This window comes from Sphingorhabdus contaminans, from assembly GCF_007280415.1.
Lineage (GTDB): Bacteria > Pseudomonadota > Alphaproteobacteria > Sphingomonadales > Sphingomonadaceae > Sphingorhabdus_B > Sphingorhabdus_B contaminans.
In genome coordinates this window covers 1512449-1526400 of the sequence record NZ_VKKU01000001.1, presented here as the reverse complement: position 1 = coordinate 1526400, position 13952 = coordinate 1512449, and the positions used below count along the sequence as shown (strand labels likewise).

Below are 13952 nucleotides of genomic sequence, written 5' to 3'. Positions count from 1 at the left end.
GAATCCTCGACGTTGCACTCGGCCGTTATGATCGCATTTTGTTACTATGTCGATGAACCGTTGTTTAACAGCGGTGTAACTAATCCTGACAAACTCAGGAGCTTGCATTTACAACAGCGCTCCAAAGTTAAAGTGATAACTTTATCTTGAACGCTATGTTCCGGTCTTAACGCAACAGGCCAAGGGCCGCGTAGCTGGCTTTCAAGGTTGGCGCCGCCAATTCGCGGGCCTTTGCGGCCCCCTTGGCAAGAGCAGCATCGATTTGCTCATGATCGTCTTTCAGTGCACTAAAGCGTTCCGAGATGGGCCGAAAATTTTCGATGACGATTTCAGCCAATGCGGGTTTGAATGCACCGAAACCTTGGCCGCCGAAACGGGCGAGTGTCGCATCTGCACTCTCTTCTGCAAAAGCGGCATAAATGCCGACAAGATTTTGTGCCTCCGGACGTCCTTCTAGCCCCGCAGGTTCGGACGGAAGAGGTTCCGGATCTGTTTTTGCCTTTTTGATCTTGGTCAGGATCGTATCTGCATCGTCGGAAAGGTTGATCCGGCTCATGTCGCTTGGATCTGACTTCGACATTTTTGCAGATCCGTCCCGCAGCGACATGATGCGAGCCGTCGACTTGGGGATGATGGGGTCAGGCAAAGTGAAAATCTCGGTGCCGTTGCCATAATCATTGTTGAATTTCTGCGCGATGTCCCGAGCGAGTTCGAGATGCTGCTTCTGATCTTCGCCGACAGGAACGTGAGTAGCCTGGTAGAGCAGGACATCTGCCGCTTGCAGCACCGGATAGGTGAAGAGGGCAATACTCGCGCCTTCGCGGTTTTTGCCCGATTTATCCTTGAACTGCGTCATGCGGTTCAGCCAGCCCATGCGGGCGGTGCCGTTCAATAGCCACTGTAATTCGGCATGCGCGGGGACTTGTGCCTGATTGAACAATATGGCCTTGTTAATGTCGAGACCGCAAGCAATCAGCGCAGCTGCCATTTCCCGCGTGTTCGCAGTCAGTTCTGCGGGATTATGTGGCATTGAAAGCGCATGCAGGTCGGCAAGGAAATAGAGCGATTCCATTTCATCTTGCATCTTCACCCAGTTGCGGATGGCGCCCAGATAATTACCGAGATGAAGATTTCCCGTTGGCTGGATGCCTGAAACGACGCGCATGTTTTAAGCCTCTCCTGTTGGGGGACCGGTACGCCGAAGCAGGCGATTGACACGGTCCTTGTCAAGCGCGCCGACAAGATAGCCCACGGCAAAGTATATCGCCATGCCGCCGCCTACCAGAAGCATGAGCGAACTTATGCGGGTTAAGATGTCGCTGGAGAAATTGGGGAGCAATATACCCATCATCCACCACAGAGCAGCTGACATCGCTGCTGTTGCCAAGAGCTGGCGGAAGATTCGGTTGCCCAATTGCGCGGTAAAATGAAACCAGCCCCGCTTGTGGAGGACAGCATAAAGCAACAGGCAGTTGAGAGTTGCCGAACAGGCTGTCGCGGCCGCCAAGCCCACAATACCGTAGGCACGAACGACAAACAGATTGAGGATGATATTGAAAATCAACGAAATGAGGGCGGTGTAAACCGGCGTTTTCGTGTCGGACCGGGCAAAGAATCCCGGGTTGAGGATTTTGACAATCACATAGGCCGGCAATCCGGCAACGAGCGCCATGGTGATATAGGACATGATGACGCCGTCTTCTGGCTTGAATTTTCCTCCGACAAAAAAGGCATTCACAAATGCAGGTGCGCAAATTGCTAATGCCGCCGCAGCAGGTAAAGTCAGCAGCGTGGCCATTTCAAAGGCATCGGATTGCAGATTTTGCGCGTTTGCCTTGTCGTCGCTTTGAATATGGCGCGAGAGCATGGGCAATATGGCTGTGCCCAAGGCAATTCCCACAATACCAAGCGGCATCTGGTTCAGCCGGTCTGCCATTTTGAGGAGGGTCAGCGACCCTTGTGGCAGCGACGTTGCAAAGAAGGTGTCGACGAACTGGCTGATCTGGTAAATTCCTGCGCCAAATGTGGCTGGCAAAATGACCATGCCCAGTTGCTTGACCTCGGGGGTCAGTTTTGGCCGCTTGATGTGCAGCTTCAAACCAGCGCGCCGGACGGCCCACCATAGATAAATAAGCTGTACAAGGCCCGAAAGGGATACTGCCGCGCTCAGCGCATAAACGACATATTGGTCATCGCCGCTTTCACCGCGCCAGAGGTAACCCGTAATAATGCCGCCTATCAAAACCAGATTGAACAGGACGGGGGCGATGGCACCCGGTGCAAAACGCGATCTTGCGTTCAACAGCCCCGAAAGCATCGCAACCAGGCTGATGAAGAACAAATAAGGGAATGTGACACGGCTTAGGAATACGGACAGTTCGAACTTGCCTGGTACCGATTGGTATTCACTCGCCAAGCCTAGGACAATGATGGGCATAGCAATCATTGCCAGAGCCGAAAATCCGAGCAACACCCAGATAAATACCGACAAAACATCATCCGCAAAGCGCGCAGCCTCTTCCTCCCCATTTTCGCCCGCCAGTTTCCGCGAATACATGGGAACAAAAGCAACCGAAAATGCGCCTTCGGCAAAGAGGCGGCGGAACGTGTTCGGTAGAGTGAACGCCAGCTGATAAGCGTCACCGGCCAGACCCGCGCCAAGCACACGAGCGAGCAGAATATCACGAACGAAGCCGAAAATCCGGCTAAGTAGCGTGAATCCAGCGATCGTCGACGTGTGCTTGAGCAGGCTCAAATCACAGTTCCCCTAAGCCCGGTTTCAGGCTTCACCAGCAGGCTGGGTCTCTGCCATTTGTGCGGCTTGCGCAATCTGCTGGACATAAAGGGCATTGAAATCGATCGGTTCAAGAACAAGCGGCGGATAGCCGGCGTCGCGAACGGCATCCGCAACAACGCGGCGGGCGAACGGAAACATCAAGCGCGGTGCCTCGCCGAAAAGGAAAGGATGAGCTTGCTCATCGGTTACATTCCGAAGACCGAACAGCGTGCCATATTCAAGTTCGACCGAGAAATGGACGCCTTGCTCGCTCTCCGCTTTGACGACAAGCGTCAGCGCGACTTCGTGAATTTCTTCATTGATCGCATTGACCTTGATGTTGACCTGAACATCAATCTGCGGCTGGACATCCCATTGGAAGCTATGTGGTGCCTGTGGATTTTCGACCGACAAATCCTTGATATATTGATTGAGCATACCGACGGCGGGTGCGGTATCTTCGCCATTGGCTTTGATATTCTCTGAAACGATTGTGCCTTCTTCTTCGGCCATGTTCTGTAGTGCTTTCCTGTTTGGGGCCTGAGCCTGATAACGGGATGCGCTGCCGCATCCGCGATTGGGTGCAGCGCCTAGCAGGGGCACGAAAAAAGGGCAATCGCTGTGTTTTGTTGCGGCAGAACGGAAGTTTCTTTGGGTAAAGCCCTTTGAAACTATCCCGTATAGTGCTTATATGCGTGCTAGGGCGGAGCTGAAACCGGATTTTATGGATTCAGCGCTAATCATTCGTCCATGTTTTTCGCGCATGGAGGCGTTGTGACTTTCACTATCGTATTGCTTGCTCTTGTTGCAGCTTTCTTGGGACTTCGTCTCTATTCGGTGCTTGGTAAACGCACCGGACATGAGCAAGAGCCTGTTGCACGTCAACCGATCGAGAGCACACCGACAATGGTGCGCCAGCCGCTGCCGTCGGGTGATTCGGGTATGGCCCTGCCGAAAACAGATGTCAGCGTGGCCGATCTTGCCGCGCAGAGCGGACTACGGGCCATTGCAAATGCCGATCGCACCTTTGATGCCGGATTTTTCCTGGAAGGCTCGAAATCTGCCTATAAAATGGTGTTGGAAGCCTATTGGAAAGGCGACAAGGAAGCCCTTCGTTTCCTTTGTGATGATGACGTGTACCAAAGCTTTTCCGAGGCGATCGACGGTCGTTCGGAACGCGGTGAAACTCTCGAAAACCGTTTGGTCCGCATTGACGAGGCGCGCATTTTGGACGCTACCTTCGATCATCCCATGGCGCGCGTGACGGTTCGGTTTGATGCCGATATCGCGGCACTGGTAAAGGACGCCGATGGAAACATCATCGGCGGTTCGATGACCGATGCAGTGGAAACGCATGACATCTGGACGTTTATGCGGGACGTTAAATCCGGCGACCGTAACTGGAAGCTTGACGAAACCGACTCGGTCTGATTCACCGGCGCGATGAAACGCGCGCTGATAATTCTCTCGATCTCGGCATTGATGCTGTCGGCTTGCTCCGGTGGCATCATTCCCAATGGCGGTGTCGCATCGCCGTCAACATCCCAACCGGCGACCGTCGACCGACCGGCAAAGCCGATTCCTTCGACTGCTGAACCTACGTTACCCGCGGCGGCTCAACCGGGGGATGGGACCACCGCAGCAACATTGGGTGTCGTTCGGGGACCTGAAATCGGATCGCTCAAAGTAGATGCCCGTAAATCAAAGCTGGCGATGGACAGTTTTCGGACCAGTTGCCCGGGGCTCGTCCGGCGCACCGACAATAGTGGCCTTACGCAAGGTGCGGATTGGGTAGACGCCTGTGACGCAGTAAAAACTTGGACAGGTGATGCCATTTCCTTCTTCGCGGCCTATATGGACGCGGTGCAAGTCGGAGACGGCAAGGCGTTCGCAACGGGTTATTATGAGCCCGAAATTCTGGGATGCCGAACCCGCCAACCGGGTTGCGAAGTGCCAATTTACAAGCGGCCTGCAGACTTGATTGATGTCGATCTCGGGCTGTTTAGCGACGATTTGAAGGGCAAGAGTATTCGCGGCAAGGTTACCGGATCCAAGCTTGTGCAATATGATGACCGCGCGGCTATCGAAAATGGTTCGCTTGCCGGTCGTGGTCTGGAAATTGCCTATGCGAATGATGTGGTTGATTTTTTCTTTTTGCAAATTCAGGGGTCTGGAAGACTGAAGCTGCCGGATGGCGGCGTGATGCGGATCGGTTATGAATCGCAAAATGGCCGAGGCTATACCGGAATTGGCCGTTTGATGAAGGATCGCGGGCTGATCACCGACGGTTCGATGCAAGGGATCGTCACTTATCTGCGTGCCAACCCCGATGAAGGACGCAAGATCATGCAGGAAAACAAAAGCTTCGTCTTTTTCCGGGAATTGACTGGCGCAGGACCTTTGGGCGCAATGGGCTATCCCGTGGTTGGTGAGGCAAGCGCGGCCGTCGATGTGAAGTTCATTCCCTTGGGTGCGCCATTATGGCTTTCCATGGACCGTGCAGAACCAAATGGGATTTGGATTGCTCAAGATACTGGCGGAGCGATCAAGGGCGCAAATCGCGTTGATACTTTCTGGGGTGCCGGCGACCGAGCCCGCGCTATTGCGGGGGGAATGGCCGCGCGTGGATCTGCGTTGATATTCTTGCCCAAGGCGGCGGTCGCCCGGCTTGGCTTGTAGACCGTGCTATGGTCCGGCGGCTGGACAATGTGGAAAAGGCGTTATGGGGTCGGGTGATAGAAACGGTAAAACCGTTGCATGTTGCGCGACCAAATGTGGAAGCTAAGCCTTCCAAGCCTGCGGCAAAGTCATCGGGTAAGTTGCAGAAGGTCACAGCTCCCGTCGCAAGTAAAGCAACAGTGGTGACGCCGGCAAAGCGAAGCGAACACACAGCACCGCCGCGACATCATAATCTGGATGGCCATTGGGATTGGCGTATTCATCGTGGAGCGATCGTTCCCGACATCAGTATCGATTTGCATGACGCAAATTTGACGCGTGCTTACTCCCGCCTGGATGGTGCCCTGGAACAAGCCATCGCGCAAAATTTGAAAGTTATACTACTCGTCACGGGGAAACCACGCAGCCATGACAGGGCTAGTGGGGAGGGTAGGGGAGCAATTGCTGCGGTTGTTCGAGACTGGCTTGGTGCTTCGCGGCATGCCCGTCATATTTCGGCGGTCCGTAATGCGCATCCGCGTCATGGAGGCACCGGTGCATTGTACATCATCCTGAAGGGCTGACGAATTGATCCCTTCTAAGCTTTGCCCAGGATTTTGAGCGCAACCCGCCGATAGATTTCGGTCAAAGCTTCTAGATCGGGGATTGCAACAGCTTCGTCCAATTTATGCATCGTTGCGTTACACAGTCCGAATTCAACGACCGGACAAATATGTGTCAGAAAACGCGCATCTGATGTGCCACCTGTAGTTGAAGCTTCTGGCCGAACACCCGTGATCGCCTCGACTGCTTCAGAAATGGCAGCGGACAATTCGCCAGGCGGTGTCAGAAAAGCCTCACCGGAAATCATTGCAGTCAATGTACCTCCACCAGCCTCGACGAGAGTGCGAAGGCGTTCCACCAGATCTTCGCCCCGTTGCAGGTCATTGAAGCGGATCGACAGGCGTGCATCTGCTTTAGCCGGGATGACATTCGTCGCCTTGTTGCCGACCTGAATGTCGGTGATTTCGATATTGCTCGGCTGAAACCACTCTGTGCCATCATCAAGATGGATCGCCTCTATCTCAGTCAGAATTTTAACCAGTCGTGGGATCGGATTATCGGCGAGGTGCGGATAGGCAACATGCCCCTGCGTTCCGGCCACGGATATCCACATATTTACCGACCCGCGTCGTCCCACTTTCATCATGTCGCCCAAGCGATGGACGCTAGTGGGTTCGCCGACGAGGCAAAAATCGGGAATAGACTGGTTTGCACGCATATGTTCAATCAGCGCACGTGTGCCATAAATTGCAGGCCCTTCTTCATCGCCTGTAATGATGAGGCTGATCGTGCCTGCATCCGGCGAGATATCACGCAAGGCAGCCACAAAGGCCGCAATGCTGCCTTTCATGTCTACTGCGCCACGTCCGTGAAGTAGGTCACCCCGGATCTCCGGAATGAAAGGGTCACTGCCCCAGCCATCGCCGGGTGGAACGACGTCCAGATGCCCTGCAAATGCAAAATGGCGTCCGGGTGCCTTTCGTATAGCGAACAGATTTTCAACAGGCGCACCATGTGCCGGATTTTGATCCCCTGTTCCCGACAGGAACCGATCTACGGCAAAGCCTAACGGAATCAGCAATTCCTCCAACACATCAAACACCGATCCGGTGGCGGGTGTAATGCTTTCGCAGGCGATCAGTTTTTGGGCGTACGCAAGTGCAAGGCTGTCAGTCATCGGACCACAGCGTTACGTGCTTATGCGATGTGAAACAAGTCAGACGGCAGTTTTGCGTAGCGCCTTTTCGGTCAATGCGGCATCGGCATCAACCGCACCCACAATTGCGACATTGCCATCCGCATCGCGGCGGGCGACGAGCAGGACAAATTCCTCGCCCGATCCGGCGAATTCGCTCAGGTCTCGTGCACGTGCGGTACGCAGACGCGATCGGGGATCCACAGCCGCTTGTGCAACATGCTGTCCAGCCGCTACTTTCTTGGCGCGGCGCTCGGCAGCAATGACGCCTTTGAGGCCACCCTCATGCTTGGACAATATCTCTGCAAGACCGCCCATCGGCACCGCATTTCGGTCCGCGAACTGCAGCGCGGTGGCAAATTCGGTGAGGCGGGTTTTGTCGTAACCGACACCAAAGACCAGCTTTACAATCGGTGTGAACTTTGCGCGCTCTTGCGCAACCAATCCAGCATCGCTCAGTAACTCGGCATAATCGGCAGGATATTTCGCGGCTACCAGTGCAAAGTCGTGTGCGCGGCCAATAGCTTGGTAAAGTGCTTCCCGGGTCCGCATATCGGCATCGCGGGCGCTGTCTGCGCTCTGGCGCGCGGCGTCCAGCCAGTCGGCAAGCGATGAGTTTTCGTCGGGTTGCGGCTCTGCAAGGGCATAAGCTTCGTCCAGTTCAAGTTCGTCCGCGAACTGCTCATCTTCCGGTACATCGTCAAGATGCCCGGCGGTGGGGCCATCGGCCCATACCGGAACATGTTCCTGCCGTGGCGGTGCGGCGGCCAGGGCTTGTTCGACCTCCAACTGCAACGGCGCAGCGATCTCAATAGCCACCGCTTCTTTCCAGTTGATGACTCCGTAAATGAAATCGATCGTGTCGTCGTCCGAAGAATAGGGAAGCAGGATACCGCGATACATGATGTTAACGCCGCGGTCGTTGATGAATTCTGCCTCGAACCCGATCGGTGCGCGGTTGGCGATAATCTGAAGATAATGATCGGTTATGCGCGATAGCAGGGATCTGCTGGGGACTTGATCCAGATAAGTTACATCATCGCTCAGTCCGCATTCCGAACGTAATTTTTCACCCAGATATTCGATGGAGGGATTTTCAATTCCCGACGTAAAGTCCAGAAGGACGCTGTAATCGCGGAAATCTTCGACAGCCGCCGGGTCAAGTTCTTCAATTGAAGGATAATTTTTGTCATTCAGTTGCGCGGTCCAAAAGTTGTACGCGCGCACCTGCATACGCCGTTCATCGGTCGAAACGACGGGAGGTGCCTCAATCGCGGCGTCTTCATCGTCGAATACGGCATAACCGGGGACATCGGCCTGATAGTCCGATCCATATGGCTCAAATCCGCGCAAATTATCCATCATTGGGTCCTGTCGATGTACGTCGCGACTTTTTAGTCGGGTACAGAATGCCCAATGATGGTTAAAATGCCGTAAACTTTTGCAGAAACGCCAGTTGTGACCTCAGTTGTATCGAATCTGCCGTTACGACGACGGCGCCAGAACGCGCGATAACGCATCACCCCATCCGCTCAGTCTCGTCTGCCGGTCGGTATCGGGCATTGCCGGTTGGAATCGTGTGACACCTCCGCGCATTACAGTCGCAGCCTCTAATGTGGGATAAAGTCCCGCGCCTACAGCCGCGAGCATTGCCGCGCCCAACGCGGTTGTTTCGATGAAAGCTGGCCGCTCTACATTGATCGCCAATATGTCCGCGAGATCTTGGGCCATCCAGTCGTTTGCAACCATTCCGCCGTCGATACGCAACTCCGCCCAATCCGCACCATCGGCGGCAAACGCGGTTTTAAGGTCATGCGTCTGATGCGCCATAGCTTCCAACGCGGCCCGAGCGATATGAGCCTTTTTGGCGGAGAAGCTCAGTCCAGCGATCGTTCCTCGTGCATTAGGCTGCCAATGCGGGGCGCCCAGTCCAGACAGGGCGGGAACAAGGTAGACCCCGCCATTGTCGGGCACGCTTCGTGCCAGAGGTTCGGTTTCTGCTGCACTGCCGATCAATCCCAGATCATCGCGCAGCCACTGAACCAAACTGCCCGCGACAAATACCGAACCTTCCAGCGCATAATGACGCTCGCCGCCAATTTGGTAGAGCACGGTTGATAGTAGCCGGTGCTTTGACTGGCGCAATGTGGTTCCGGTCTGGGTCAAGACGAAGGCTCCGGTTCCAAAAGTCGCCTTGGTCTGGCCAATGGCAAAGCATCCCTGGCCAATGGTTGCCGCCTGTTGGTCTCCAGCCATCCCTGTTATGGGAATGAGGCTTCCGAACAGGTCCGCTTTTGTGGTTCCCAACTGGCCAGCACAATCGGTGATTTCGGGCAAGATATCACGCGGCACACCAAACAGGTCAGTCAACCCGTCATCCCAGCCTCCGCTGCCAATGGCCATCAAGGCGGTACGCGACGCGTTGCTGGCGTCGCTGATATGCGCCCCGCCGGTCAGACGAAAAACCAGATAGCTTTCAACGGTACCCACGCGAAGATGGTCCCCAGCCTCGGCAAGTTGTGGCCAATTGTTTAAAGCCCAGCCGATTTTGGACCCGGAGAAATAAGGATCTAACAGCAACCCTGTTTTCGCCTGAACAACTGGTTCCTCGCCTTGCTCCCTTAATGCAACGCATTGGTCAGCCGTTCGACGGTCCTGCCACACAATTGCCGGGGAAAGGGGATGTCCCGTTCGTGCATCCCAGAAAATGATTGTCTCACGCTGATTTGTAATTCCAATGCCCGCAATCTGATCTGCGCCACCGGCCTTAGCAACCATTTCACGCGCGCATTCAAGCGTGAGGTTCCAGATTTCCTCGGCATCATGCTCGACCAAACCCGGAGATGGATAATGTTGAGTAAGCGGGCGCTGGCAACTGCCTAAGGCCTCGCCAGTTGCCGCGAACAAGACGGCACGGGTCGATGTTGTACCTTCATCAATAACCAATATTTTTTTGCTCATGCCTCAAGCGCCGCGAGACGGCGTCCCTCCTTGCTCCAGATAAAAACGGCCCTGTTCCCGAAAATGAACCGGTTGACGGCCAGAGCCACTAGCACACATGTAACCAAAACAATCGCCATAACATCAATATAATGCAGCCAACCGATGCCGATATGTTGGTAAAAAGTTTCTCCAGGGTAAAGCGTGTCGGGAACATAAAGAATGAAATTATGGAACGCATAAAGAGCGACGCCCCAAACTAAACCGGCGATAGCAGCGCGGGCATCCATGTTCCGGAATAGTAATCCAGCGATGAAAGCGGACAATATCGGCATGGACGACAGGCCGTTCAGTTGCTGTAGGAGGTTGATGATGCTTTTCGCGTTTTCGAATACCGGAACAAGCAGGATCGACGTTATGGTCAAGACGACCGAAACAACCGCCGCAAGCCGCCAGTGATTGGCAACCGGACGAATGAATTTGTCATGAAAGTCGACCGAATACAGCGCGACAGAACTGTTCAAGATGGCGCTGGTATGGGCGATAACCGCCGCCGCCATCATTGCGGCAAATGCCCCTGACATCCATCCCGGCAAAACATGCGCGACGAGCTTGCCATATGCGGCATCGCCTAAACTGCCGAACAACTTGTACGCCACAACACCCGGAATGACGACGATAGCGGGGATAATGAGTATGCGGACAATTGCAGCAGCCAAAACACCTTTTTGTGCTTCCCGCACGGTGGGTGCCGTCATCGCCTTCTGGGTGATGTTCTGGTTAGTCGACCAGTAAAATATTTGGATAAAGATCATCCCGGTAAACAATGTGTGGAACGGGATGGGGGATTCAATGCTTCCAATCATTGATGTCCGCTCTGCTGGTACCGTAGACAGGTCAAAGTCCACAGCAGCCAGAGCCAGAATAACTACCAGAAAGGCGATCGCCAAGACGCCGATGCCCGAATAGGTGTCCATTACGGCAACCGCACGCAGGCCGCCGGAAATAGTGTAAATCGCCGCGATAATCGCCATCGGTGCAGCAAACCACAGCAGCGACCAATCCACGCCAAACATGGATTTGAGAAAGAGGCTGCCCGAATAAAGCGCAGCGGGCAGATAAATCAAAATGTTGCCGAGAAGGAAAAGCGCGGAGATTACCGTTCGAATACTGCCGCCATTATATCGCCGTTCCAGCAACTCGGTCACCGTCGTACAATTGTTCCGATAGTAGATTGGAACGAATATAAAGGCGAGGATCAACAAGCCGACAAAACCGCAAATCTCCCACCAGGCAAGCAGGAGCATCTGATTGCCATTCATCCCGACCAATTGCTCAGTCGATAAATTGGTCAGGGTGATCGAACCTGCTACGAACAGCCATGTCAGACCGCCGCCTGCCAGAAACACTTCTTTTGTCGATCCAGACTCTTCGGTGCGATTGGCGCCTTTGCCGTGAACTTTCCAATAGGTCAGCAGGGCGATCAAGACGGTGAGAGCTACAAATATGCCTATTTGCGCGGCACTGTTCGTGGTTTCAAACATTGGCTCTCCCCCGAGAAAATTCGTATGCAGGTCTGCGCCTGCACGCTTTATTTGATTGCGAAACTAGACCATGTCCCTGAAAAGACAATGTGACAAATCAGATATTGTAACAAACGTCAATAAAAACACGGGAGGGTCCTTTGCACCATTTACGGCTCGACGCGGTCGACTGCACTCTTCTGATCGCATGTGCGCCCGGCGCGTCGCCTTTCTTGCTGTATTGGGGACCAAAACTTGGCGAACACATTTCGGGCGAAGAGGTTGAGCGGCTCTCGCTTCGACAGGGAATGCATGGCGTTGCGGATGTTTCCCTGCCGTTGTCTCTTGCGATGGAGGCCGGACTTGGTCACCCGATGGTCCAGGGTTTGGCCGCGCATCGTGCTGGCAAGGACTGGGGCAGCCTGTTCCGGGTCGCCAAAGTGGTAACGGGTTCTCACAGTGGAAAAATTGTCTGTCGTGATGAGCAGACCCGGCTTGGTCTCGAATACAATTTCGATCTTGAACCGGACTCCGGGGTGCTGCGCATCGCGTCCACTTTGACCAACTATGGTGCTGCACCGCTGGACTTGAACGAGATGGCCACGGCTTGCCTCGAGCTGCCACAGAGCATGACCGATATCATCGGTTTCACCGGCCGTTGGACGCAGGAATTCGGTCGGGAGCGGATTACCCGGACATCGGGCAGCTATGTGCGTGAAAATCGCAGTGGGCGGACATCGCATTTCAGTTACCCGGCGCTTCTTTTGGCGACGGCGGATACAAATGAAAGTGCGGGTGAAGTCTATGGCTTGCATCTGGCGTGGAGTGGTAATCACCGACTGCGTGTCGATACACTGACCGACGGGCGTTTGATTGCAAGCTTGGGCGCTCTGCTTTTTCCCGGCGAAATCCGACTTGCGCCGGGTGAAAGTTACGCCAGCCCTGAGATTATCGGCGCGTACAGCGACAGAGGTTTTAGCGGACTTAGCCGTAAGTTCCACCAGCATGTGCGATCCAGATTGTTGCGCCCCGAAATGCGGGCCAAACCCCGGCCGGTTCACTACAATACCTGGGAAGCGGTCTATTTTGACCATGATACTGACAAGCTCAAACAGCTTGCCACAAAAGCGGCGGATATAGGTGTTGAACGCTTCGTGCTTGATGATGGATGGTTCGGTGCACGTCGGAATGATCTCGCCGGACTGGGGGACTGGGTCGTATCGGAGGCCGTTTATCCTGAAGGGCTGGGACCGCTTGTGGACCATGTCACCGGTCTGGGCATGGAAATGGGAATTTGGTTCGAACCGGAAATGGTCAATCCGGACAGCGATCTGTACCGCGCACATCCGGATTGGGTGTTGGGCGCGGAAGGTGTCGATCAGGTTCCTTTTCGCACCCAATATGTGCTCGATATCAGCCGGAAAGAAGTGGCTGACTATCTGTTCGACCGGATCGACGCCGTCTTGCGGGACCATGATATCCGTTACATCAAATGGGATATGAACCGCGATCTCAGCCACCCTGGCGGATTGGACGGCGCGGTGCGGGCGGTTGCGCAGGTTCATGCACTTTACGCGTTGCTTGATCGTGTCCGATCCGCGCATCCGCAGGTTGAAATCGAAAGCTGTTCGTCGGGTGGGGCGCGGGCGGATATGGGCGTGTTGGCGCACAGCGACAGGGTCTGGACTTCCGACAGCAATGACGCGCTGGATCGTCAGAATATCCAGCGCGGCGCGAGCTTTTTCCTGCCGCCCGAAATTTTGGGCTGCCATGTCGGGCCAGCCCATTGCCATGTGACCGGACGCCGCATTTCTATGGCAATGCGCGCTGCGACAGCCCTGACAGGGCACATGGGTCTGGAATTGAATCTGTTGACCGAGCGTGAAGCAGACCTGGCCCAACTCAAATCCGCCATCGCCTTGCATAAGCGGCACCGCACTTTGCTGCATGATGGCGAGATCTACCGCCTCGACACCGCGCCCCAGCATCTTGCCAGTGGAATTGTGGCGCGGGACAAATCCGAAGCGCTTTTTTCGTTCTGCTATATGACCGGTGACCAGCATGTTTTGCCGGGGCGGCTGCAGTTTGCAGGTCTCGACCCGGTGCGTAGCTATCATCTTTCGCTCATCTGGCCCGATGGATGGCAAGCAGTGAAGGCCCCATCGCTTATCGAGAAACTTGATCTTTCCGGTGCCGGTGCAGTGTTCAGCGGGGCGGCATTGATACAGGCCGGGATGCAATTGCCCCATGCCCAGCCGGAGACATGCCTGCTGTTCCATTTGAAAGTTGCGTGAGA

At 54.7% G+C, this 13952-nt stretch carries 11 protein-coding genes; 4 read left to right on the top strand and 7 right to left on the bottom strand.

Going from position 1 to position 13952, the window contains the following annotated elements:
- Positions 1–166: 166 nt before the first annotated feature.
- The 3 genes from trpS to secB are packed head-to-tail and all read right to left on the bottom strand — an operon-like array spanning position 167 to position 3289.
- Entirely contained in the window at positions 167–1165 is a 999-nt protein-coding gene (gene trpS / locus FOM92_RS07360; RefSeq protein WP_143776093.1) for a tryptophan--tRNA ligase, read from the bottom strand.
- A gap of 3 nt (positions 1166–1168) precedes the next feature.
- Positions 1169–2755, bottom strand: a complete 1587-nt coding sequence (murJ, locus tag FOM92_RS07355) for a murein biosynthesis integral membrane protein MurJ (protein ID WP_143776092.1) — start codon at positions 2753–2755, stop codon at positions 1169–1171.
- 24 nt (positions 2756–2779) lie between these two features.
- Positions 2780–3289: a protein-export chaperone SecB gene (gene secB, locus FOM92_RS07350; protein WP_143776091.1), complete on the bottom strand. Its 510-nt coding sequence runs from the start codon at positions 3287–3289 to the stop codon at positions 2780–2782.
- 261 nt (positions 3290–3550) lie between these two features.
- Here secB and FOM92_RS07345 point away from each other — a divergent pair, with 261 nt between their 5' ends.
- From FOM92_RS07345 to FOM92_RS07335, 3 genes are read left to right on the top strand one after another with little or no spacing between them, the layout of a single operon-like run.
- Positions 3551–4207 carry a Tim44/TimA family putative adaptor protein gene (locus FOM92_RS07345; RefSeq protein WP_246087185.1) on the top strand — a complete coding sequence of 219 codons (657 nt, stop codon included), beginning with the start codon at positions 3551–3553 and terminating at the stop codon, positions 4205–4207.
- Positions 4208–4219: 12 nt separating this feature from the next.
- Complete coding sequence (mltA, locus tag FOM92_RS07340; RefSeq protein ID WP_143776089.1) at positions 4220–5455, top strand: murein transglycosylase A; 1236 nt, start codon at positions 4220–4222, stop codon at positions 5453–5455.
- 8 nt (positions 5456–5463) lie between these two features.
- Positions 5464–6018 carry a Smr/MutS family protein gene (locus tag FOM92_RS07335; protein ID WP_143776088.1) on the top strand — a complete coding sequence of 185 codons (555 nt, stop codon included), beginning with the start codon at positions 5464–5466 and terminating at the stop codon, positions 6016–6018.
- A 14-nt stretch (positions 6019–6032) separates the two neighbouring features.
- Here the strand turns inward: FOM92_RS07335 and dapE are convergent, their stop codons facing one another.
- The 4 genes from dapE to FOM92_RS07315 all read right to left on the bottom strand — a co-directional run bounded on the left by dapE (position 6033) and on the right by FOM92_RS07315 (position 11677).
- Positions 6033–7175, bottom strand: coding sequence for a succinyl-diaminopimelate desuccinylase (gene dapE / locus FOM92_RS07330; RefSeq protein ID WP_143776087.1), 1143 nt, complete (start codon positions 7173–7175; stop codon positions 6033–6035).
- 39 nt (positions 7176–7214) lie between these two features.
- The gene (locus tag FOM92_RS07325) at positions 7215–8558 is read right to left on the bottom strand and encodes a PAS domain-containing protein (protein WP_342778169.1); all 1344 of its coding nucleotides are present in this window, start codon (positions 8556–8558) and stop codon (positions 7215–7217) included.
- A 120-nt stretch (positions 8559–8678) separates the two neighbouring features.
- On the bottom strand, positions 8679–10154 hold the full coding sequence (locus tag FOM92_RS07320; RefSeq protein ID WP_143776086.1) for a glycerol kinase: 1476 nt from the start codon (positions 10152–10154) through the stop codon (positions 8679–8681).
- Positions 10151–11677: a sodium:solute symporter family transporter gene (locus tag FOM92_RS07315; RefSeq protein ID WP_143776085.1), complete on the bottom strand. Its 1527-nt coding sequence runs from the start codon at positions 11675–11677 to the stop codon at positions 10151–10153. Before FOM92_RS07315 ends, FOM92_RS07320 begins: the two co-directional genes overlap by 4 nt.
- A gap of 140 nt (positions 11678–11817) precedes the next feature.
- Here FOM92_RS07315 and FOM92_RS07310 point away from each other — a divergent pair, with 140 nt between their 5' ends.
- Entirely contained in the window at positions 11818–13950 is a 2133-nt protein-coding gene (locus FOM92_RS07310) for an alpha-galactosidase (RefSeq protein WP_143776084.1), read from the top strand.
- Positions 13951–13952 lie beyond the last annotated feature (2 nt).